This window comes from Acinetobacter sp. YH12239, from assembly GCF_013417635.1.
Lineage (GTDB): Bacteria > Pseudomonadota > Gammaproteobacteria > Pseudomonadales > Moraxellaceae > Acinetobacter.
Genome location: NZ_VPDP01000012.1, coordinates 1 through 23,767 on the forward strand (window position 1 = coordinate 1; position 23,767 = coordinate 23,767).

Sequence of the window (23,767 nt, forward strand, 5' to 3'; positions counted from 1 at the left end):
AGTTGTGCAAGTGGTTAGGGCAAATTGTAGGTTTTATCTCTTTCACAGACTAAAAGTCTTAGGTCTATTACAAACTCTACAATTTGCATATAGTGGAAGCTAATCACTACAAGCTCCAAGATACAAGATCTAATATAAATTGTTAGCTTACAGCTGTAAGCTAACAATTCACTACTTGTCTGATTCCATAGAAGTTCGTAAGGTAATTACAGTAAAGAACGATGGAAAATAAAAATGGCAAGTCCTGCTCAAGCAATAAGACATAAATTACTGAACACTTTTTTTTCAAGACATTCTGTATGGTTCGCATGTATTATCATCGCCCTGAGTATTACGTGGCTTAGGCTATTTTACAGTCCCCATTATATTTATTATTTTCTATCCGACAGTGTCATTAATATTATTTGGCTACTGACCAGTTTACTCAGTGTGTTAGGCCTATATGATGTACTTCAAAATAAACATTCGATTTTAAAGAACTACCCAATCATGGGGCATTTTCGCTTCTTATTTGAAGATTTCAGACCCGAAATTCGTCAATATTTTATTGAATCAGACCAAGACGCTTTACCCTTTTCAAGAATGCAACGTAGCTTAGTTTATCAGCGTGCAAAGAATGAAAATGCTGATAAGCCTTTTGGTTCAATTATTGATGTATATCAAGACGACTATCGTTTCATTACTCACTCTCTTGCACCGAAACTCCCAGCTGATACCAGCACCTTCCGTATTAAAGTGGGTAATGATCAGTGCGCTCAACCTTATAGTGCATCAATCATGAATATCTCAGCAATGAGTTTTGGGAGTTTAAGTGCTAATGCAATACGCGCACTTAATCTCGGTGCCCACATGGGTCAGTTCTATCATGATACTGGCGAAGGAAGCCTAAGCCCCTACCATCTTGAAAATAATGGAGATATTGTTTGGCAAATCGCCAGTGGATATTTTGGTTGTCGAACTGAAGAAGGTCTATTTGATCCTGAAAAATTTAAAGCTCAAGCCAAACATCCCAATATCAAAATGATTGAGCTAAAACTGTCTCAAGGTGCAAAACCAGGTCACGGCGGTATTTTACCCAAACATAAGATTACAGAAGAAATTTCGAAAATTCGTGGTGTTCCTCGTGATCGCGATTGTATTTCCCCGCCAAGCCACCCTAGCTTTAATACACCGATTGAAATGATGCATTTTATTCAACAATTGCGTGAACTATCAGGTGGTAAACCTGTCGGATTCAAATTATGTATCGGACAGCCTTGGCAATTTATGAGTATTGTCAAAGCGATGCTTGAAACCAATATTGTTCCTGATTTTATCGTCGTAGATGGATCAGAAGGTGGAACCGGTGCTGCACCGATTGAATTTAGCGATCATATCGGTACACCTCTGCGTGAAGCCCTGTTGTTTGCACACAATACCTTAATAGGTGCTGGATTAAGAGATAAAGTAAAAATTGGTGCAAGTGGTAAAATCATCAGTGCTTTTGATATTGCAAGTACCTTTGCCTTAGGTGCAGATTGGGTGAATTCAGCTCGTGGATTTATGTTTGCTGTCGGTTGTATCCAAGCTCAAAGTTGCCATACCAATCAGTGTCCAGTTGGGGTAGCAACACAAGATGCTGAGCGCCAAAAAGCAGTACATGTACCAACGAAAGCAGAACGTGTTTATAATTTCCACAAAAATACATTACATGCACTAGCGGAAATGATAGCAGCTGCAGGTTTAAATCATCCGAGTGAAATTAAAGCTCATCATCTCGCGCAACGTATAAATGATCGTGAAATAAAAAATTATGCTCAATTACATTTTTGGTTAGAATCAGGTCAATTATTAAACTGTAAAGATAAAGACGAAGAAAATTTCTATTTCAGAATGTGGAATTTGGCAGATGCCAGCAAATTCTAGTTTTATCAAAAAGGTGCTGAAATCAGCACCTTTATTTTAAAAGTATCCTTTATGACTTTGCGCATGTAAGAATGCTGGGATTAAACCCGTTAATGCTGCCCGTATATCCGCACGCTCATTGATCAACTGATGAGATCCCTCCTCTAACATGAGCAAGGTCTGAAGGCGAAACTTTCTGCGAATAAATTCGATATTATAACGCCAGTCTACGGTTTGATCTTGGGCACCTTGAGCGAGCCAAACTGGAATTCGGCATGCAGGTCGATTTTCCATTTCCAACATCCACTTTGACATTGCTAATATCCAATCCATCCCCATCATACGCGGTTGTAGTGGATCTTTTAGACGTACAAATCTTAAAAATTCAGGATTGTGATTATTGCGTTTAAAATGTCTTGGAACTTCACGTTTGATACGGCGAATGATGCCCAAGCCTACTGGATTATGCCACCATGCTGTTTTTGCAGGTCTGACTAATGGCGACAAGAGTAATACGCGTTCTACAATTGGATTTTTACGTTGTTCAGCAAACTCCAACAAATGATGCATCCAAATTGCACCACCAGTACTCTGTCCGATACCTAGCCATGGTTTAGGCAATTGATCAGCTTGTTTTACATATTGGTGAACCGCATGGAGTACTTGCTGATAATGATCAAAGTTCTGAATGCTGGCAGCATTGCCATCACTTAACCCATGTCCAGGCAAGTCATAAGTCAAAACACTAAACCCTTGATCCAGCAATTCACCAATAATTGGTTGGTAAATCCCACTGTGTTCCAAATAGCCATGCAATAAGAATACAGTACCTTTCACCTGCTCTATGCGAGGTTGATACACCTGCACATGAAGTTTGAACAAAGGCATTTTGATATAACCCTGCCAATAATTCGCTTCAAGACGATCAAGTGCGTAAAGATGACGATAAGCTTGAATCTCTTTCGAAGGAGAATAAGGTCGATTTAAGTTCAAAGGTTCCAACCTTAATGGTGTTTGTTCTCGATTCGGAATGGGTAAATCGAGTTGTTTCAACACATTTGGATTCAGAAATGGAATATCAGACATTATGGCACCTCCCGACAACCGCTAGAGCCAAACATTACATCTCTGATCGTGGCAAGTAATTCATAATTTGCACGACGACTGTGATCGTAATTTAATTGGCTAGGACGCCATGTTGTCAGCATTGTAGGCATGGGCGCTTCAACAGGAATTGTCTTGATACCGTTCAAAGCAAAAAGACGTCGTGTACGTGTCATATGATAACGATCGGTAATCAGAATCACTGTCGGCGCTCCTCCTTTTTTTTGTAATAATAATGAACTAAAGCGTGTATTCTCACAGGTATTCATGCTGCGTTGCTCTAATAGATTCGCTTCCACCCCACGCGATGCTAGCCAAGCTTGCATGTACGGTGCTTCAACACCACTCAACACAATAGGTAAATCCGTTTGCTTCTCAATCTCAAGTGTTTTTTCTAGTCTAGAGCGTGTGTAATCATTAACTACGATATCAATTTTATTATCCCCTAGCGTCAACCCACCACCCAACACAACTATCGCATAAGGTTTATCTTTTTGATTTGATAAAGTTTTATTTTCATTTTGAATCAACGCGATATCTTTATAGATTTGCGGATCTAATTTTTGAACCTCATCTTCTTCTAAGGGATGATTTCTAAGGAAAAATTCATATTTTTCCATTAAAGCCAAGCGCTGATTTTTTTCTTCATTAATGGATGAATTTGTTGAATCAGTTTGGCTTATGGCAACATCACTGGCTAAATCAGGCTGATCAATTGCGAAGACAACATCCTCTTTAGTTTCGTTCTTTTTATTTACATCTGTAAGCAATTCATCTTTAATTTTTTGTTTTAATAACACATAGCGAGTTTGAATTTCAGCAAGCTGGTCAGCCCCTTGATCATTTAATTGTTCTTCAATAAGCTTGAGATAAGCTTGTCTTGCAATCCACAGCCTTGAACCAGGCTCCAAATCCTCCTTATCAGTTAATGCTGCCATTTGCTGGCTCTTGGCCGCAATTTCGTCAACTTTGATAGGGACAAATGCGTGAAGTGATTTTACAACAAGTGCTGAATAAAATGGTGTATACCAGAAAACCATGAGACAGCCCAAAAGTGCGAATATGATCGCCATCATACGCACCGTTGTCACCATCCAATGTTTTCTAGACATACTGTCCTTTTTTAACCAAATGAGATTGAATAGAACCTTTTTGATCGAACAAAACAGGCTCAGGCTCTAATAAAATACCAAACTTATTTAACACATCTTGCTGCACAGAGCGATAGGTTGCCTGCACATCTGTGAGAGATGCATCGGCGTAATTGACTAAAACTAAAGCCTGTCGATCAAACATTCCCACTTTTCCTAATTTTTTTCCTTTCCAGCCTGATTGGTCAATCAACCAACCAGCTGCAACTTTTACAGAACCATCCGCTTGAGGATAGTGTGGAATCGTGGGATGAAGTTGTAAAACTTCCTCAAATTTCGTTTTATTTAAAATCGGATTTTTAAAAAAGCTCCCTGCATTTGGATATTCTGCAGGATCTGGAAGTTTACTTTTACGAATTTTGATCACTTGTTGCTGTAAATTATATGGCGTAATGTCATCGCCCATCGCAGCTTTTAAATCTCCATAATTCATTTTGAGTTGTGGCTGTTTAAGTAATTTAAAGATGACCGCAGTAATAAAAAACCGCTCAGGGTGATCTTTAAAAATGCTGTGTCGATATGAAAAATTACAATCACTCGCTTGGATTTGAACGATTTCATTTTTAGTGCGATCAAAAGCCTCTACAAATTCAATAAACTCACCGACTTCAACGCCATAGGCACCGATGTTCTGAACAGGTGCAGCACCCACCCACCCTGGAATCAATGCTAGATTTTGCAATCCATAAAAACCTTGCTCTGTTGTCCATAGCACGAACTCATGCCAGTGACGTCCAGCACCCACTCGAATTGTTACATTGGTATCATCTTCAGCAAGCAGGACAAGATCATCTAAATGTAATTGAACAACTAAAGCATCTAGATACTCAGGAAGCAGCATATTACTCCCGCCTGAAAGTATCATCATGTTTAATTGAGCTTGCTCAGCAAATTGAATTGCTTCTCGCAAATCTTGAAGAGATCGAACAATACAATAATGAGATGCAACAGCATTTAAATTCAACGTATTGAAAGACTGGAGTTGTATATTGGTTTGAATATCAATCATATTTTCATCTTACTCAACGTTTGACTGCTGCAACATTGGTTTTAAGTAACTAATCCATGCTTTACTGTTCGACTCACATTGATCTAAGACCAACTCAAAGCCATCATCTCCACCATAGTAAGGATCTGGTACGGGTTGATTTAAATATGAAGGATCTTTGGCACTCATGAGCTCTATTTTTGCTCGCAGTTCATGGTTTTGAAATATTTGCGCTGCTTCAACTTGCAGTTTCTGAATATTGACTAGATTTTCATGATCCATCGCCAAGATTAAATCAAATTCCTTAAAGTCTTCAATACGAATCTGTCTCGCACGTAATGAAGATAAATCATATCCTCGTTTCAATGCGTGCTTTTGACTTCGATGATCAGGCGCTTTGTTTGGGTGATAATTACTGGTTCCAGCTGAATCAACTTGAATATTTAATTTTTCTAAATCCGCAAAGTGTTTCATTACCACTTCTGCTGTTGGGGAACGACAAATATTTCCTAAACATACACATAAAATTTTGTATGGCATTTTCGTCGTCATCTTCGCCTCAAAAATACATATACTTTCGCAGTGCATATGTTAAGTTATTTAAGGAGTGAATCCTATAGAACTGTAAAACAATAATCTTATTTAAAGCGCAAAAAGGATGTGTGATGAGCCAATTTCAATTTCAAACTGTCGGGAATATTATTTCTGGTTTAGGGAGTATTCAACAGCTTGGCTCAATTTTAAAACAACATCGATTTAATAAAGTTCTTCTCGTCACAGATCAAGGAATGATTGATCATCACCTCCACCAACCTATTCTTCACATTTTCAACGCTACTGGGACTGAGTTCAGTATTTTTTCCGATGTCGTTGCAGACCCTCCTGAGGAAGTCATCTTAAATGCAGTAGATGAAGCAAAACGTTTACACATTGATGCAGTCATTGGTTTTGGCGGTGGTAGCTCCTTAGACGTGGCAAAAATTATTGCCGTACTTTCACACCCCAATCAAACCCAAACGATTTCTGAGTTATATGGCGTCAATCAAGCTCAATCGCCACGATTACCACTCATCTTAGTGCCTACAACTGCAGGTACGGGTTCTGAAGTTACACCAATCTCTATTGTCACTACAGGCAAAACAACAAAAACAGGAATTGTTTCACCCGTTCTGTATGCGGATACTGCCATTTTAGATGCAACTTTTACTCAAGGTCTCCCGGCTCACATCACTGCAGCTACAGGTATTGATGCAATGGTGCATGCAATTGAAGCCTACACCTCAAAACTAAAGAAAAATTTCTATTCTGATTTGCTCGCTAAACAAGCATTAGATTTATTGAATCAAAATTTAAAACTTGTTCTAGAGCAACCCCAAAACCTAGAAGCGCGCCAAAAAATGCTCTTAGGTTCTATGTTGGCTGGACAGGCATTTGCAAATGCACCTGTTGGAGCGGTTCATGCGCTTGCCTATCCTTTGGGCGGGCATTATCACTTATCGCATGGTCATACCAATGCAATCGTGCTTGTTGAAACACTGAAATTCAATGCACCTCAAGCGAAGAAATACTATGCTGAACTCATGCAATGGATTGACCCTTATAGCAAAGGCAATACTGATGGCTTATGTGATTTATTTATCGATCATATGGAAAGGCATGTAAGCCAGAGTGGGTTGAGCTTAAAACTCAATGAGCTAGGTGTACAAGAATCAGATTTAGAGATGTTAGCTAATGATGCGATGCAACAAACGCGCCTCTTACAAAACAATCCTAGAGCTCTAAGCTATGCTGATGCTTTAAGCATCTACCAAGCAATTTATCATTAAATGAGTCGAAATCTTTAATCAACTTTCTGAATAAAATATGACAACTATTTCAAAAAAGACCAGAGCTGACTATCAATTCTTTTTTCCAATCCAAACTCGTTGGGCTGATAATGACGTGTATGGGCATGTCAATAACGTCACTTATTACAGCTACTTTGACACCGCCGCGAACGCGCTACTTATTCAACACGCACTATTTGACTTTAAAACTTCGCCTATCATTGGACTCGTTGTTGAATCAAAATGTACATATTTTTCTGAACTATCCTACCCCGAAGTGATCGATGTTGCTGTCGCTATCCAAAAGATTGGACGATCTTCAGTGACGTATAGCATTTCAATATTTAAGCAAAATCAATCAGAGCCTGCTGCTCAAGGTTATTTTGTCCATGTATTTGTCGACCGTCACTCTCGTAAAAGTATTGAATTACCAAACTCAATACGCGAAGCCTTAACTACGTTTATGACGAAATCAACTTAAGACTTAAGCTGAATATTATGCAGCTCACCGCCGAAAGTTTTTAACAAGTCTTCCACGACAGGTTCTTGATGAATTAATTCTTCAGCACGTCGATATGCCTTTTGCTTACGCTTTTCCTGCAGATCGAAAGGCGTTTCACCGTTTGGTTCGTGGTATTTCACGATCAATTGAGATTTTGAAAATGATTGCTTGAGTGCTGCTTCTAAACTCGGAATGAGTGAGTGTAATAAAGCTTCGTATTTTGCAGGAATGTAGAATTCACATATCCCATCAATTTGACCTTGCATAAGACCTTGCTGTGCTAATTCTTGTACCGCAGGTGTTAATGGGCTATTTCTGAACCAGTATTCCCACTTTTGAGTATCCCATTCACCTACCAATTCGACAGGCTCAAGTTTAAGAATATCTTGAGGCATTAAACCTTTTAAACCAACATCTGTGACAACAATTTTATTCTCATCGGGTAGATCTAGACTTGGGAAATGAGGGCCATTCGATGTTCCTTCTTCTTGAATTGACAATTCAGCACTTTCAGCAGAAAGTTCATTTGGTTTAGGCTCTAAAAAGAAAATATTGTCTTGATCAACAATAGAAGATTCAACAGGTTCTGAATTAAAGCTTGCTCCAAATGAAGTCAGCTCAATCTCCCTACTCCCTACCACAGAGTTGTTTAAATTCTCTTGTTTCACCTCAACAGATACAGACTGACCGACATCATCCGCATGATTTAATTCTGTTGAATGCAAGCTTTCAGATTCAGATTTTTCAGGATGAACTGACTCCGTAGGAACAGCCTCATCATCAGATGCCATCATCTGCTGAAACAAGATTAGATCCGTATTTTCCTCATCATTTACATCACGACTAGGCTGAATCGAACTCGTATTATTCTCAGGCGAACTGATTTTCGATCCTGCTTCTTGATGATCAGCCGGTATAGATTCTGAATTCTCTGTCGAAATCTGATTTAAATTTTCAGCTTCTTTTAAGACATTTGATTGTTCTGGAGGTGCTTGAGTAGTCAGCTGCTCATTATTCGCCATCGGGCGGAATGCCAACAACCTGAGCACACACATTTCAAAGCCTTGCTCTTGAGTCACTGCAATTTGTAATTCAGCACGACCTTTACATGCGATTTGATAATACAATTGTAGATCTTGAGCCGAAATCATGCTCGAAAGCTGCATAATTTTCTGATTAATCTCAGTACTATATTTTAAACTCAAGTCTGGTAAATATTGGAGTAACGCCAACTCGTGTAAAGTTGAAATGAGTTGATCCAACACCAGAGAAACATCAAGTGCTTGTTGACGGAATTGGAGTAATAAAGCACTGACTTTAGCCCGTTGATTTTGATGTATCGCCAAAATAAGGTCGAAAATAATCGTGCGATCAATCAAACCCAGCATTTCTTTCACATCTTGGTAGTGAATTGCACCTTGTCCATATGCTATTGCTTGATCTGTTAGCGACAGTGCATCACGTAAAGAACCTTGTGCTGACTCAGCGATCTGCCAAATCGCATCAGCTTCCGCATTAATTGATTCTTTAGTTAAAATTTGTGTGAGATGTGAAGTGATTTCAGCAACCGCCAATGGGCGCAAAGTAAATTGCAAACAACGTGAAATAACCGTAATTGGAAGTTTTTGAGGATCTGTCGTCGCAAATAAAAATTTGACATGTTCAGGCGGTTCTTCAAGTGTCTTGAGTAAAGCATTGAATGAATGTGTGGACAGCATGTGTACTTCATCAATGAGATACACTTTAAAACGACCTTGCGTTGGTGCATACGGTACGTTATCCAATAATTCTCGTGTATCCTCAACTTTGGTTCGGGATGCTGCGTCAATTTCAATTAAGTCTATAAATCGACCTTCATTGACTGCGGTACACGTTGGACATACTTCACACGGCGTAGATGTTACACCTGTTTCACAGTTTAGACATTTAGCAAGAATCCTTGCAATCGTCGTTTTACCAACGCCACGCGTCCCCGTAAAAAGATAAGCATGATGCAGTCGACCACGCTCTAAAGCACTGGTTAATGCACGCGACACATGGTTTTGACCAACCAATTCTAAAAAATTACGTGGACGATATTTACGCGCAAGAACCTGATACATGAATGCTCCCTAATTACAGGACTAAGCATACTGTTTTTTTTGGCAAGAGTGAATGCGTTACAGATCATTCATACATTCAAAAAACAATTTAAACCCAACTCTTTTTTCTTGGGAAAATTTAACCTGTTCAATTCAAACTAAAATCATCAAAATTTTCGTATTCCTCACCAGTCCCATCGATACGAATTTCTAGCATTTTGTTGACCAAATCGACAAGAATGATATTTCTGGTTGGGACACCGCTTAATTGAATCAAAGACTTCTCAGTATTAATGAATTTAAACTGACCTTCTATTTCTTCTGCTTGGTTATGACCACTTAGACTTAATCGTGATAATACATACGTTTGGTCTGCGTTAAGTTGTAAATCAACAGCCATACCAGGACAATCCTCACAACGTGAAAAACACCCCATACATGGCGTGGTACCTTGATACAAACCAATATATTGAGGTGTTACTTGATTTTTTATTAAATCATTCTGTTTCAAGAGTTGATTTGATTGCGTGGACTGATCACAAGAAGCCATATGAATCGACGATATCAAAACCAATGGGATGACAGTACTACGGCGCATAATCACAAATCAATTTTAACAATTTTGTGAAAATTACCATATCTCAAGTCTGCATATGAATCAATGCGTATGTTGATGCATGTGAACCCCATCATCATGTAAAACTTGATCAGGGTAAGCGAGTCCAATCCCTTTAATTACTTCAGCAAAATATGACCCTTTATCTGTATAAACTTTAATAATTGCATATTGATCTTCAACACTTTGAGTAATCGTAAAATAGTTTAGATCAGCAGGATAATCCTCAAATTGCCCCTTATATCTCACAATTCCATCCTCAACTTGTTCAATCTCAGTAATTTCGGCCACACGATTGATACCAAATTGCAAGAGTTTCAAGGGAAATTTACTGCCCTCTTTCATGCTCGCCACTTGATCAGGACTAAACTTAAATAAATAACTCGAGTCAGCCCGATGCTGAAAACTTTCTGGAAGAATCATATGCCGTTCAACATTTTGTTCTAGTACAGGCATAAGCTCAGCCATCAGATGAGAACTCGATGATTCATTCTTATTTTCAAGGCGTTCGTCATGAGCATTAACATTTTGACCCAGTTCATTTTCAACTTGATGCTGCTGTAAGCTCGCAGATGATTTGTCTTTTTCGGGTTTTAGATATAACGTAAATGTAGCAGTCACAAAAACTGCTACACCCAATAAAATATAAATTACTTTCATAAATTATTTGAATAGCGACACTGCTTTAGCATTTTTATTAATCATAGTGACAGCATCACGATCATTCGTACCCCCTAATTGGTATCCATACTTTGGATGGAATAAATCTGGGCTTGAGAAATAAGAGATACTATTACCTCCCATAATCGTACTACCCAAAGGATGCTCCAAACCACGTGCTGGTCCAGCGGTATCATGATGATCCACCCCCATATTATGACCGAATTCATGACGTAAAACCGTGATTCCGCAGTTAATACTTCCACTACCGATCATATAATTTGAGTTAGGGTTTTCAAGTAAGTAAGCTAAACCACAGCCCTCTTCATCACCTTCATAATATACAGCATCAGCTTTTAAGCGATTACGCTCATTCTGAATAACTTTGTCCACACGACCAATATCAAGGACATTGTTTAATGTTTTAGAACTTGGTGTTTTATATTGCAGATAACCAACATTTCGCAGATAGAACTTGGCATTTGAATTCTCTGCAGACACATTGGTTAGGTCAAAGCCTTCAATCAACCTTATTTTCGCTGCATTTGCACCTAATTTCTCTGCAACAGCAGGACTACTCACCAAAAGCATGTCAATCGTTGAACTATCAGCTTGCCATCCTTGAGATGTATAGATAAAACGTTGCGTTTCCCCAGTTTGAATCGTTTGTCGTAAATTATTGGATGCCTGAATTGTGCTGCTCCACGCCGCTCCAGAACTTATGATTATTTTGTCATTAATTTGAGCACGATCAGGTAAATTAATTACTGATTGCCAATTTCCATTTGCCAACTTAACACGTGTCAGTGGTTGTTTAGGATCAGGAACTTTTTGATTATTTAAATCGCTCGCTTGTATCACAAGTTCTGGTGCAGAAACTAAAATCCACTTCGCTAATTCTTTTACAAACATAAATTCATATCGATCACCTCTATTTAGTTTTAAAGTTGCTGAGGTATTGATATTCTGATTTGAAATAGTAGCTTCCCATGTTGCAGTCGACTTCACGATCACACGATCACGGTCATATGCTGAACTTGGTAACGTGAATTGTGACACCCAATTTCCATCACCAAAAATAATTTCAGTTAAAGGGCTATCGGTTTTATTTAACTGAGTACCCACTGAACTAACATTTATTTGTCTCGGCTTGATATATTCAGGAACCCATTTTTTTAGTTTTTGATTAAATACAAACCAATAGCGATCTCCTTTTTTTAAATTAAAATTACTCGAAAAAAGAAGATTTGTTGTATCAATTGATGAATCCCAGCCTGCATCAGATTCAATCAACATTACCGTATTGTTAGCTACATCGCTCGGCAATACTATTTTCTTTGTCCAAGCGCCATCTTTTAGATGAACTCGCTGTATGATTTGTTGATTAGATATAATATTTTGTACACTTGAATTATCGACAATGGCACTAGGTGCACTGTTGATTCGCCATTTTTTTAAAGATTCACTATAAATAAAGTCGAATGTGTTTCCTCTATTGATTTGAATTGACTCAAGTGGAATATCTATATTGGAAGTATCTAGATATGCAGCATATCCCGCCGACGAAGAAATTCTAATCTTGTCATTATTTTTTGGATTGTTTGGCAGATAGATTTGCTTCGTCCAATTTCCATCACCTAATTTAAATTCTAATTCAGCATAACCGCTCGGAATCTGACCGCTTTGCTGATTTTGGTTTGGTGTAAGTACTGTACTTGCCACAACACCACTCATCAAACAACCCATTAGTAAAAAGGTAATTTTTTTATTCATCATGTCACTGTTTGTTTATTTTAGTTAAAGTTAGTGTACATTATAAATACAAATTCCCCTTTCTAAATGTTAAAACCATCCCTTTTTACCATTATTAATGTGATCCACACATCTCATTGCCTCTTGCGATAAACTCCATAAACGATAATCCCCTGTAATTGACCCAACAGGATAATTATGGGTATAGGCAAAACTTAATTTTCTTTCAGGATCACACCAAGCTCCTGATCCGTTGTAGCCCATATGACCAAAACCATTTTTTGCACTTTTACCCAGCGTGATAACTCTGTGATAACCCAAACGCCAATGCATAGGTATTGGCATCACCTTGTCTCGATCATAGCTTTGAATTTGCGAAAGTTGTTTGAATACAAGTGGCTTGATAAATTGTCTTGATTCGAACTGACCATAGTGCGCCATCATGGCATAGATTTTCGCTAAACTTCTGGCTGTAAATACACCATTAGCAGCAGGAATGGGTTGAGTCAGAACACGATCATCAAAAAAGCTAAAACCCTTCATTCCCTTTGGAATCATTGCATCTATAAAATCATCAGGATTTTGACCAGAATATTGAATGATACGATCCAAAAATGAAACTTTCTGTTTTTTCTTCTTTTGTTTTGCAACTTGAGTAGTTGATGACTTTCTTTCAGTATTTGTTTTTTCTAGAGGTTTGGCTATTCTTGAAAGTTGATCCTGAGGGACACCAAAATAGGCACCATCTAATTGAAGTGGTTCTACTAAATATTGATTCATCAGCTCAGAAAGATTTTGCTGAGTCGCTTTTTCAATTAGCCCTCCTAATAACCAGCCATACGTAAGTGCTTGATATGCATAATTTGAATTGGGTTTAAAACGTGGTGTCGCGCTAGCCATCACATTGAGCATGTGATCCCAGTCTGCCATTTCAGATGCTTGAGCAATGACATTTCTAACATCATATAAACCACTACGGTGACTCAATACGTCAGCCAAAGTAATCTTAGATTTTCCATGTTCAGCAAATTCTGGCCAATAATCAGCTATGGGTTGACGATAGTCTAATTTCCCTTCACTCACTAGAATATGCGCCAAAGTCGCTAAGATCCCCTTTCCGGTGGAATAGCACATCGCCATCGTGTCTTCTGACCACTCTTCACTCGCAGACTTTTTTCCAACATAAATATCAACCACTTTTTCTTGACCATAATATACAGCCAAAGATGCACCACCTTGTTCCGTACGAGTGTCTTGTAAACGACTAAACAAATGTGCCAAATCTGCAAACTGATGGTGAACCGTACCCTTATAATTATGTGTGTCAGCGTAAATTAAATCTTTTAGAATTTTCATCTTCTATCCTTGATTTATAGTTATAAAAAAGCCTAACGAATGTGTTAGGCCTTGAGCATTTATTAAAGTGGTTTCACAACACCTGAAACATGAGGTTTTTGCGATTTTGCATTACGAACTAACAAATGTGTCGCTTGATCTCGCTCACCCGTTAAAAATTCAACCTCAGATGGTAAAAACATAGGCAACTTAAAATAAACATCAGCATCATAAGCATCCGGTAAACTAATACTTGCTAATGCTTTAGCCTTACTCCACATGCCATGCGCAATCGCTTGTTTAAAACCAAATGCTTTCGCTGTAACTGCATGAATATGAATGAGGTTAAAATCACCTGAAACAAGCGCATAGCGACGACCCGTATTTTCAGCGACTTTCCAATTTCCCTGTGATTTAAATTCAGGCAACTGATCTTCTTTAGCCTTCAAAGCAGATGAAGTATTTGTTTTTTGACGAGAAAGATAGGTCGTTAAACCTTCCATCACTACATCATTTCCTACTTTTGCAGTCGTAATGAAGTCAAATTGCAAACCTTTGTCATGGGGTTTTAACTCACCAAATTTGCATGATAGCGTGATGGTTTCATTCACTCCAATTTTGCGGTACTGCTTAACTTGATTACGAATATGAACTAAACCCAGCAAAGCAAATGGGAAAGGTTCTTGTGTCATCATTTGCATCTGCAAACTTTGAGAAATGACAGCCAAGTAAGTCGCTGGTACATATCCATTATTCTTATAACCACAAATTTCGTTATACGATTTTAAATGGTCATGATCAACACGATATTCATCAACGATGTAATCCACTTGTGGAAGTGTTTTCTCGCCTTTCGGTTTTTTAAAAATTAAACCTTTAATGACTTTAGGATAAGCTAGATAAGCTTTTGGCAATTGACTAAAGTGACGTGTTTTCATGTTAAAAATTCCCATTTATCTTTATAAAAAATTTACAGTTTTCTGCTCAACAAAACGATCATAACAAATCATACGAGCAATAAAGAGAGCAATGCCTGAACATTACTCTCTTTCATTTAACAATCGATGACCACTAAAGCTTAAGCACCTAATAAACTTTGACCGCACACACGTACAATGTTTCCATTCAGCCCCGTTGAAGCAGATGAAGCAAATAATGCGATTGTTTCAGCCACATCAACTGGTTGACCACCTTGACTCATCGAGTTCATACGGCGACCCGCTTCACGAATTGCGAATGGAATCGCTGCTGTCATTTGAGTTTCAATAAATCCAGGAGCAACAGCATTAATCGTTACACCATTTTTCAAAATTGGTGCTGTAAATTTCACTAAACCAATCACACCAGCTTTAGAAGCTGCGTAGTTCGTTTGACCGAGGTTACCTGCAATACCTGAAATCGAAGATACGCAAACGATGCGACCATTTTCATTGATGCCGTCATTAGACAACAAATAGTCATTCACACGCTCAATCGCAGATAAGTTAATGTTAATCACAAGATCCCAAAGCTCTGGCTTCATATTAGCAAGCGTTTTATCACGTGTAATACCGGCATTATGGACAATCACATCTAGTCCGCCTTGAGCAGCCGCTGCAGCTTTGATTTTTTCTCCAGCATCTGGTGCAGTGATATCAATCGCTAAAGTCGATCCACCAATTTCACTCGCAACACGATCAAGATCTGCTTGTTGTTGTGGTACATCTAAGCAAATGACATGAGCACCATCACGCGACAAAACATGCGCAATCGCTTCACCAATACCACGACTTGCACCTGTGACCACCGCAGTTTTGCCCGCAAGTGGTTTAGTCCAATCAACATCAACAACATTCGCTTTTGAAACACGAATGACTTGACCTGATACATACGCTGAGCGCGGAGAAAGTACAAAACGAAGTGTAGATTCAAGATTTAAAGCAGCATCTTGATCTACATAAACCAATTGTGCAGCAATACCTTTCTTAAATTCTTTACCTACAGATTTCACGAAACCTTCTAATGCACGTTGAGCAATCGCTTGTTTCACTGTAGGTGCTGATTCTGGCGTCAATCCAACAACGACTACACGACCTGAAGTTTGAATTTGGCGAGCAATTGGCTTAAAGAATTTATGCAATTCATTTAACTGTTCAGAGTCCTGAATACCCGAAGCATCAAACACGACTGCTTTGAATTTCGACTCTTTATCGCCTTCATTAAACGCACCTAAGTTCAACCCAACTTTAGCTGCAGCTTGTTGTAACTCCGCATTGTTTCCCGCATAGCTGTTGGCATGAATATTACTCAGAATTTGCGCAATTTCACCATTAAAAAGACTTTTAGACGCAGAACCGAATAAAACAGCACCTTGAACGACTGGTGTTGCTGATTCAAAGCGATCTAAGTGAATTGGGGATGGTAAACCTAAGTTTTTGATGACAAATTTACCAATTGGAGATTTTGCAAAAGCTTGATATTGGTCAGTCATGAATATGATCTCTCGATAAAATAATTTTTTGAAGGATCTTTGATGTAGATGAAGTTCAGTTCAAACTCTGATACTTAGTAAATTAATTGATCCCTGCGTTCCAGTTAAATAATACTTGAGTTACTCTATGTATGTCTTGACCTGAAAGCATTGCTAAATGTCATTTTAGTCAATACGACCTCTTAGCGATTATGCTAATGTAGCACTCAAGAATATCCCAAATATGCTTGGAAAAGCCTTATGAGCAAAACAACTCAAGAAAATCCAACAACTGAGAATTCTGCGAAAGCGACTGTGTCAAATACATCAAAAGCTCGTTCAAATGCGAGTACTGGTAATGCAAACAGCGCCAATAACGCAAATACTCCAAAAGCGACTCGCCCTCGTACGTCGACGACTCGCAAAAAAACAGCAGCAACAAATAAAACTAAAGCTGAAAATCAAACTTCAGCAACTACGACTCAATCTTCCGCTGAACAGGAAAAAACTATGACTCAAAATACTGTACGCCGTGTTGCAATTATCGGTGGTAATCGTATTCCTTTTGCACGTTCTAATGGTGCTTATTTCACAGCTACAAATACGGATATGCTTACAGCGGCATTGAATGGTCTAGTTGAGCGTTTTAATCTTCAAGGTCAACGTCTGGGTGAAGTCGTTGCTGGTGCTGTACTAAAACACAGCCGTGATTTCAATATGACGCGTGAATGTGTGTTAAGCACAGAACTTGCACCTGAAACTCCAGCTTACGATATCCAACAAGCTTGTGGCACTGGGCTTCAAGCTGCTTTCCTCGTAGCGAACAAAATTGCACTAGGTCAAATTGAGGTGGGTATTGCAGGTGGTGTAGATACCACTTCAGATGCTCCTATCGCATTTGGTGATGGATTACGTAAAGCCCTCTTAGAACTCAACGTTGCAAAAACTGGTAAAGATCGTCTTAAAGCGTTAACTAAAATTAACGTAAAAGATTTGCTAGATGCTCCTAAAAATGGTGAACCTCGTACTGGCTTATCTATGGGCGATCACCAAGCGATCACAACACTTGAGTGGGGCATTTCTCGTGAAGCTCAAGATGAACTTGCTGCATCGTCTCATCAAAAAATGGCTGCGGCTTATGAATCAGGTTTCTTTGATGATTTAATGACGCCATTCCTTGGCCTTGAGCGCGACAACAACTTACGTCCTGATTCAACTGTAGAAAAGCTTGCAAAACTTAAGCCAGCGTTTGGTAAAGGTGATGCTCGTACAATGACTGCTGGTAACTCTACTCCACTTACCGATGGTGCTTCTTGTGTATTATTAGCATCAGAAGAATGGGCTAAAGCAAATGGTCACGAAATTTTAGCGTATTTAAGTTTCTCTGAAACTGCTGCTGTAGATTTCATTGGTAAAAAAGAAGGTTTGTTAATGGCTCCTGCTTACGCAGTTCCACGTATGCTCGAGCGTGCTAATTTAAAACTTCAAGATTTTGACTACTATGAAATTCATGAAGCATTTGCATCTCAAGTTCTTTCTACATTAAAAGCTTGGGAAGATCCTAAATTCTGTAAAGAGCGTCTAGGCTTAGATGCACCTTTAGGTTCAATTGATCGTGCAAAGTTAAACGTTAAAGGCTCTTCGTTGGCTGCGGGTCACCCATTTGCCGCAACGGGTGGTCGTATTATCGCAACTGCTGCAAAAATTTTAAATGAAAAAGGTTCAGGTCGTGTACTTGTGTCGATCTGTGCTGCAGGTGGTCAAGGTGTAACGGCTATTATTGAAAAATAATTCGATGTTCTTAACAAAAAAGCCCCTCGATTGAGGGGCTTTTTTGTTATAAATTTTAATGATTTAAAGTCTCAGGCGCATAACCCAGTTTAGCCTCGATCCCATCATAGAACCATTGAAATATAAAGGTATAGACCAGAATACTAAGCGTCAAAGCTAAGTCGACGATAAAAGCTTGTATGAGCGTCATATCCATCATATATGCAACAATTGGGATGGTTACTAACATCAAGCCACCTTCAAATCCTAGCGCATGCAATATACGAACTTTTACAGTACGCTTCCACTGATTGCGCGCTTCAATTTTTTCAAAATAATGATTGAAAATCATATTCCAGATCACTGAAAGTACAGCCATAAGCACACCTAATGTACCTGCAATCTCCAGTGGAACTTCGAAAATAAAACTCAAAGAAATTGCGATGATCACCAATAGAATGATTTCATAGCTTATTGCGTGAATAATTCTTCTCTTTGAAAAAAACATGCGTTCACTCATCAATATTGTTATCCATAAGCGCATTTTATTTTCACAAAATTGAATGATCGAGTTAGAATCTATCAAAATTTTTGAAAGAATAGACATGAATATTAATCAAGAACAATTGGTCGTTTTTAAAACAGTGATGGAAACAGGTTCTTTTTCCGCAGCCGCACGTCAGTTAGGCAAAGTCCCCTCTGCTGTCAGTATGGCGATTTCCAATTTAGAGATTGATCTGAATCTTCAACTGTTTGAAAGAGTAGGACGTGAACCACAGCCAACACCTCAAGCCAAAATTTTGTATGAGCGTACTAATCATTTATTGATTGAAATGAATCAATGGAAACAACATGCATTTGGTTTGAATTGCGGCATCGAAACCGAATTAAATATTGTGGTGGTATCTGAGTTACTGCATAGTAGATGGACTGATTATATTGTTTTATTAGAACAACAATTTCCTCAACTACAAATCAATATATTCAGCGCACCACAAGAAGATGCACAACAAATGATTTTAACGGGTAAAGCACATTTAGCATTGATGTTTGAGCGTGAACATATTGAGTCGAATGAACAATTTGTGGAATTAATGAAAGAAAGTTTGATTCCAGTTGCATCTGTTCATCATCCGCTGTGCCAAAATCAAAAAGTGAGCTATGAAGAAATTTTTCAAAGTCGTCAGATTGTAGTTGCTAGTCGCGATCGGAACATTAAGCCTGAATTACTCTTCTCCAAAAATGCATGGCGTACAGACAATCACCATTCTGCATGTAGATTAATTTCACAAGGACTTGGATGGGGAGTTTTACCCACAGAAATGCTTATCGAACAACCAATATTAAAGAAAAAACTTAAAGCTCTACAATTTTCAGATTTCACCCCAAAATTTGATTATTTTATCGATCTAGTCTGGAGTAAAGAGCAACCACTGGGCAAAGCTGCTCAATTTTTAATTCATCACATCAGAAATAAAAGAAAAATGTAGGAAAATGACTTGATTTAAAACTTTTGTAGCATGTTTCAAAATAATCATGTGTTATAAAGATGATATAAGTAATGAAACAAAGAATTAGATCGCAATGACTGAAACAGCTTTATCTCAATTAAAAAACTTCACTACAATTGTTGCAGACACAGGTGACTTAAACGCAATAAAAAAATTTAAGCCATTGGATGCTACCACTAACCCTTCACTCATCACGGCAGCAGCTTCATTTCCTGAAAACAAAGAACTCATTGAAGCTGCATTTGATCAAGCAAAGTCAGAGGGTTATCAGTCGGATGAGTTAATCGATAGAACAATTGATATCCTGACTGTCAAATTAGGTGTGGAAATTCTAAAAGTAGTTGAAGGTCGAGTATCAACAGAAGTTGATGCAGCACTGTCATACGATACAGCCGCGACAATTGCTAAAGCTAAAGAATTACTCGCACTCTATGCGACATATGGTGTTGATCAAAACCGAATTTTAATTAAAATCGCCTCAACATGGGAAGGTATTCAAGCTGCTAAGGTTCTTGAAGCAGAAGGCATTCATTGCAACTTAACTTTGTTGTTTGGCTTACATCAAGCAAAAGCATGTGCGGATGCTCAGGTCACATTGATCTCCCCATTTGTAGGTCGTATTCTCGATTGGTATAAAAAAGCTGAAAATGTGGATCACTATCCAATTGAACAAGATCCTGGTGTGCAATCCGTTAAACATATTTACGAGTTCTACAAACAAAATCAGGTGAAAACTGAAGTTATGGGTGCAAGCTTTCGTAGCGTAGAACAGGTTCTCGGACTCGCTGGATGCGACCTCTTAACTGTATCACCGAATTTACTTGACGAATTGGCTCAAGATCATCGCCAAGTTGAAGTTCAGTTAAATGCAAATGCACACAGCTCAAATATCGAATCGCTTAGTCCAATCACTGAAATAGATTTTAAAGCGCAAATTCAGAAAGATCTTATGGCATCGCAATTATTGCAAGGCGGTATTGATGGCTTCATTAAGGCAAGAGATCAACTCAGCTCTCTGTTAAAACAATCATTTGGCATAGATGCTGATATTAAAGCTTAATTGCACCTATCCATCATTCTTTCAATCGAGCTCTTAGGAGCTCGATTATTTTTTAAGAGATAAATGAGTGTTTGGTATAACTGATCTTCCAACCTATTTAATAGGTACATTACTTATTATTTTATTACCTGGACCTAACTCGCTCTATGTCATGTCTATTGCGACTCGCTTTGGCATAAAAGTGGGCTATCAAGGTGCTTTCGGTATTTTGTGTGGAGATAGCATCCTTATTTTGCTAACTGTCTTAGGTGCCGCAACATTATTGCATCAATTTCCCTGGATTTTTTTCGCCCTAAAAATTATTGGTGCTTTATATCTTAGTTATTTAGGTATCCGTTTAATATATGCAGCCTATTTAACTTGGAAACGTCCAAGTAAAGATCGAGCTAATGTTTCTATTGAACAAAAACAAGAAAAATTTCATCCTTTTCGTACCGCATTACTCATCAGTCTAATTAACCCAAAGGCAATACTGTTCTTTTTATCTTTTTTTGTTCAATTTGTAGATCCAGCTTATCCTTATCCAGCTCAAAGCTTTTTAATGCTTGCTGTAATTTTACAATTGATGAGTATAGCCTACTTAAGTATATTGATCTTTACAGGTATCAAAATTTCAAATTACTTCAACACGCATTATAAAGTAGCTGCTGCTTCTGTTGCCACTGTTGGTATTTTATTTGGATTGTTCGGGATCAAACTTGCGACATCAACAATGTAATCTTAAGATCACAGACTCATTAGGTAAATAATATAAAAATGCTCATAGACGTGATAACAAGAATAAAAAAAGATTTTAGTCTACCTGCTGTTTTCGCTGGCTTTATTACATTTTTAATTGGCATTAGCGTTTCATCTGTACTGGTTATTCAAGCCGGACAAATATTAGGTGCAAACCAAGCACAGATTAGCTCATGGTTTTGGGCATTGGGCTTAAGTATAGGATTATCAGGACTGATCTTAAGCTGGAAGTTTAAATATCCAGTTGCGACATCATGGTCAACAGCCGGACTAGCGCTGATTATCGCTACAGGCTCAGGATACAGTTTGAATGAGGCGATAGGGGCATTTCTAATATGCGGAATTATGACTGCTATATTGGGCTTTTTTGGAATATTTCAAAGAATTCTTGAATTTTTACCACAATCACTTACAAGCGCCATGTTAGCTGGAGTGTTATTAAAATTTGGCATTTCATTATTTACGGTCATGCAAGACCAATTGATCTATGTTTTAATTTTGATCAGTACATATTTTATAAGTAAAAAAGCATTACCACGTCACTCTATTGTCATTACATTGTTAGCTTGCATTATCGCCACACCTTTTTTCTTTGAATATACAGCAATCAAAATTCACTACGGAATGACGTATCCAGTATGGATTCAGCCTGAATTTCACTTGTCAAGTATTTTGAGTTTAGCTATTCCTCTCTTGATCATCAATATGGCTTCGCAATATTTACCTGGTTTAGCAATGATCAGATCCTATGGTTACAAACCTCATGTCAACCAATTAGTGAGTTGGACAGGAATTGCTCAAGCAATATTCGCTCCGTTCGGGGCATTTTCAACCAATATCGCAGCAATTAGTGCAGCTGTGAGCCTAGACGAACAAGTTCATCAAGACCCTTCTAAACGCTATATTGCAGGTATTGCTTGTGGTGTGTTCTATATTTTTATGGGCATTTTTGCGGCGACACTAACGGGATTGTTACTGTCATTCCCTAGAGAAATGATTACCACTTTGGCGGCGATCGCGCTTTTTGCCACGATTGGACATAACATCAGTATCGCATTTAAAGAAGATTTAGATCGTGATGCTGCTTTAATCACTTTTTTAATGTCTGCATCTGGAGTTCAGTTTTTGGGCATTGGATCTGCTTTTTGGGGATTGGTTATTGGATTTATTATTTATCATTTGATGCGTATACAAATTAAAAAGCCTATTTAAAAAAATAGGCTTTTTGGAATTAAATTACAGGATATTCACCAGTACCTTCAGGCCAAGGTGTCAATAATTCATATCCTTCATCAGTTACAGCAACCATATGTTCCCATTGTGCAGACCAAGATTTATCTGCTGTAACTACTGTCCATCCGTCTTTTAATTCTTTAACTTTGGCTTTGCCTGCATTCACCATAGGCTCAATGGTAAACACCATTCCTTTTCTTAAAACTAATCCCTGACCAGGCTGTCCGTAATGCAATACATTCGGTTGCTCATGGTAAGTTTTTCCAATACCGTGACCACAATATTCACGTACAATCGTATATCCTTCACGTTGCGCAACCTGTTGAATAGCATGACCCACGTCACCAAGTGTCGCGCCAGGTTTAACCGTTTTAATACCTGCAAGCATCGCTTCATAAGTCGTATCGACTAATTTTTTTGCTTCTGGTTTAATTGTACCTACATAGTACATTCGACTGGTATCACCAAAATAGCCATCCTTGATGATTGCAACATCAATATTAATGATATCTCCATCCTCTAAGATAATATTGGAAGCAGGGATACCATGGCATACAACTTCGTTTTTCGAAATACAGGTTGTTTTTGTATATCCGTAATAACCAACATTGGCTGGCGTCACCTTGAGTGTATTGACGATGTAATCATTACAGATATCGTCAAGATACTCAGTACTCACACCTGGCTTCACATAATCACCAATCATCGCAAGCACTTGTGCCGCAAGCCGACCCGATATTCTTAGTTTTTCAATATCTTGTTCAGTTTTAATGGTGACAGCTGTTGCCTTCATGATGAATCCCTCTTTAATTCAGGATTCATTATATGACTTTCATTTGTCGATCACAAACGCTATAGACTGTCTGTAACTCAATCATTTTCGACTATTATTTAATCATTCAGTATATTATTTTATTTTGCGAATCGAGGTCTACGCTCTGCTTAATTTCAATTCAATAAATAAATTTATTTTATTAGTTTTATAAATACATAGACTTAATTTAACTCATAATTTCCCATCCAATAAAATTATTCGCTTCTTGCTTTTTTACTATTCAATTCGATGGATGACCACCCTCCCTATTTACTGACATTTGCTCTAAAATC

21 protein-coding genes are annotated in these 23,767 nt (G+C 38.2%); 8 read left to right on the top strand and 13 right to left on the bottom strand.

Annotated features, from left to right (window positions below):
* The first annotated feature begins 234 nt into the window (after window positions 1–234).
* Complete coding sequence (locus FTV17_RS10845; protein WP_179999471.1) at window positions 235–1,905, top strand: FMN-binding glutamate synthase family protein; 1,671 nt, start codon at window positions 235–237, stop codon at window positions 1,903–1,905.
* A gap of 36 nt (window positions 1,906–1,941) precedes the next feature.
* On the opposite strand, the gene FTV17_RS10850 is transcribed toward FTV17_RS10845, so the two are convergent.
* Genes FTV17_RS10850 through FTV17_RS10865 form a run of 4 tightly spaced genes read right to left on the bottom strand, consistent with a single transcriptional unit; the run spans window position 1,942 to window position 5,679 of the window.
* Entirely contained in the window at window positions 1,942–2,970 is a 1,029-nt protein-coding gene (locus FTV17_RS10850; RefSeq protein WP_035266046.1) for an alpha/beta hydrolase, read from the bottom strand.
* Window positions 2,970–4,100 carry a YdcF family protein gene (locus FTV17_RS10855; RefSeq protein WP_179999473.1) on the bottom strand — a complete coding sequence of 377 codons (1,131 nt, stop codon included), beginning with the start codon at window positions 4,098–4,100 and terminating at the stop codon, window positions 2,970–2,972. The genes FTV17_RS10850 and FTV17_RS10855 overlap by 1 nt, the downstream gene beginning before the upstream one ends.
* Window positions 4,093–5,145 carry a UDP-N-acetylmuramate dehydrogenase gene (murB, locus tag FTV17_RS10860; RefSeq protein ID WP_179999579.1) on the bottom strand — a complete coding sequence of 351 codons (1,053 nt, stop codon included), beginning with the start codon at window positions 5,143–5,145 and terminating at the stop codon, window positions 4,093–4,095. The genes FTV17_RS10855 and murB overlap by 8 nt, the downstream gene beginning before the upstream one ends.
* Window positions 5,146–5,157: 12 nt before the next feature.
* Window positions 5,158–5,679 (bottom strand): low molecular weight protein-tyrosine-phosphatase, encoded by a 522-nt coding sequence (locus FTV17_RS10865; RefSeq protein ID WP_179999475.1) that lies wholly within the window; start codon window positions 5,677–5,679, stop codon window positions 5,158–5,160.
* Between the two features lie 113 nt (window positions 5,680–5,792).
* On the opposite strand from FTV17_RS10865, the gene FTV17_RS10870 reads away from it, so the two are divergent.
* Window positions 5,793–6,953: an iron-containing alcohol dehydrogenase gene (locus tag FTV17_RS10870; RefSeq protein ID WP_179999477.1), complete on the top strand. Its 1,161-nt coding sequence runs from the start codon at window positions 5,793–5,795 to the stop codon at window positions 6,951–6,953.
* Between the two features lie 37 nt (window positions 6,954–6,990).
* Window positions 6,991–7,434, top strand: coding sequence for a thioesterase family protein (locus FTV17_RS10875; RefSeq protein WP_179999479.1), 444 nt, complete (start codon window positions 6,991–6,993; stop codon window positions 7,432–7,434).
* Here the strand turns inward: FTV17_RS10875 and dnaX are convergent.
* The 7 genes from dnaX to FTV17_RS10910 form a co-directional block, all read right to left on the bottom strand.
* Window positions 7,431–9,557, bottom strand: a complete 2,127-nt coding sequence (dnaX, locus tag FTV17_RS10880) for a DNA polymerase III subunit gamma/tau (protein WP_179999481.1) — start codon at window positions 9,555–9,557, stop codon at window positions 7,431–7,433. The genes FTV17_RS10875 and dnaX overlap by 4 nt on opposite strands.
* A 127-nt stretch (window positions 9,558–9,684) precedes the next feature.
* Entirely contained in the window at window positions 9,685–10,134 is a 450-nt protein-coding gene (locus FTV17_RS10885; protein ID WP_179999483.1) for a copper resistance protein NlpE N-terminal domain-containing protein, read from the bottom strand.
* 60 nt (window positions 10,135–10,194) lie between these two features.
* Entirely contained in the window at window positions 10,195–10,812 is a 618-nt protein-coding gene (cpaB, locus tag FTV17_RS10890; RefSeq protein WP_179999485.1) for a metalloprotease secretion chaperone CpaB, read from the bottom strand.
* A gap of 3 nt (window positions 10,813–10,815) precedes the next feature.
* The gene (gene cpaA / locus FTV17_RS10895) at window positions 10,816–12,585 is read right to left on the bottom strand and encodes a metalloendopeptidase CpaA (RefSeq protein ID WP_179999487.1); all 1,770 of its coding nucleotides are present in this window, start codon (window positions 12,583–12,585) and stop codon (window positions 10,816–10,818) included.
* A 69-nt stretch (window positions 12,586–12,654) separates the two neighbouring features.
* A complete protein-coding gene (locus FTV17_RS10900; RefSeq protein WP_373687205.1) occupies window positions 12,655–13,914 on the bottom strand; it encodes a serine hydrolase domain-containing protein in 1,260 nt (419 codons plus the stop codon).
* A gap of 68 nt (window positions 13,915–13,982) precedes the next feature.
* Window positions 13,983–14,837: a MaoC/PaaZ C-terminal domain-containing protein gene (locus tag FTV17_RS10905; protein ID WP_179999491.1), complete on the bottom strand. Its 855-nt coding sequence runs from the start codon at window positions 14,835–14,837 to the stop codon at window positions 13,983–13,985.
* A gap of 140 nt (window positions 14,838–14,977) precedes the next feature.
* Window positions 14,978–16,369, bottom strand: coding sequence for a 3-oxoacyl-ACP reductase (locus tag FTV17_RS10910; protein ID WP_179999494.1), 1,392 nt, complete (start codon window positions 16,367–16,369; stop codon window positions 14,978–14,980).
* Window positions 16,370–16,609: 240 nt separating this feature from the next.
* Here FTV17_RS10910 and FTV17_RS10915 point away from each other — a divergent pair, with 240 nt between their 5' ends.
* A complete protein-coding gene (locus tag FTV17_RS10915; RefSeq protein ID WP_179999496.1) occupies window positions 16,610–18,139 on the top strand; it encodes an acetyl-CoA C-acetyltransferase in 1,530 nt (509 codons plus the stop codon).
* 55 nt (window positions 18,140–18,194) lie between these two features.
* Here FTV17_RS10915 and aceI read toward each other — a convergent pair whose 3' ends face one another.
* Entirely contained in the window at window positions 18,195–18,626 is a 432-nt protein-coding gene (aceI, locus tag FTV17_RS10920) for a chlorhexidine efflux PACE transporter AceI (protein WP_179999498.1), read from the bottom strand.
* 97 nt (window positions 18,627–18,723) lie between these two features.
* Here aceI and FTV17_RS10925 point away from each other — a divergent pair, with 97 nt between their 5' ends.
* From FTV17_RS10925 to FTV17_RS10940, 4 genes are all read left to right on the top strand, one after another.
* On the top strand, window positions 18,724–19,608 hold the full coding sequence (locus tag FTV17_RS10925; RefSeq protein WP_179999500.1) for a LysR family transcriptional regulator: 885 nt from the start codon (window positions 18,724–18,726) through the stop codon (window positions 19,606–19,608).
* 94 nt (window positions 19,609–19,702) lie between these two features.
* The gene (tal, locus tag FTV17_RS10930) at window positions 19,703–20,689 is read left to right on the top strand and encodes a transaldolase (RefSeq protein ID WP_179999502.1); all 987 of its coding nucleotides are present in this window, start codon (window positions 19,703–19,705) and stop codon (window positions 20,687–20,689) included.
* Window positions 20,690–20,756: 67 nt separating this feature from the next.
* A complete protein-coding gene (leuE, locus tag FTV17_RS10935; RefSeq protein WP_179999504.1) occupies window positions 20,757–21,407 on the top strand; it encodes a leucine efflux protein LeuE in 651 nt (216 codons plus the stop codon).
* Window positions 21,408–21,460: 53 nt separating this feature from the next.
* A complete protein-coding gene (locus FTV17_RS10940; RefSeq protein ID WP_179999581.1) occupies window positions 21,461–22,639 on the top strand; it encodes a benzoate/H(+) symporter BenE family transporter in 1,179 nt (392 codons plus the stop codon).
* Window positions 22,640–22,658: 19 nt separating this feature from the next.
* Here the strand turns inward: FTV17_RS10940 and map are convergent, their stop codons facing one another.
* Window positions 22,659–23,453 (bottom strand): type I methionyl aminopeptidase, encoded by a 795-nt coding sequence (gene map / locus FTV17_RS10945; RefSeq protein WP_035266073.1) that lies wholly within the window; start codon window positions 23,451–23,453, stop codon window positions 22,659–22,661.
* Window positions 23,454–23,767 lie beyond the last annotated feature (314 nt).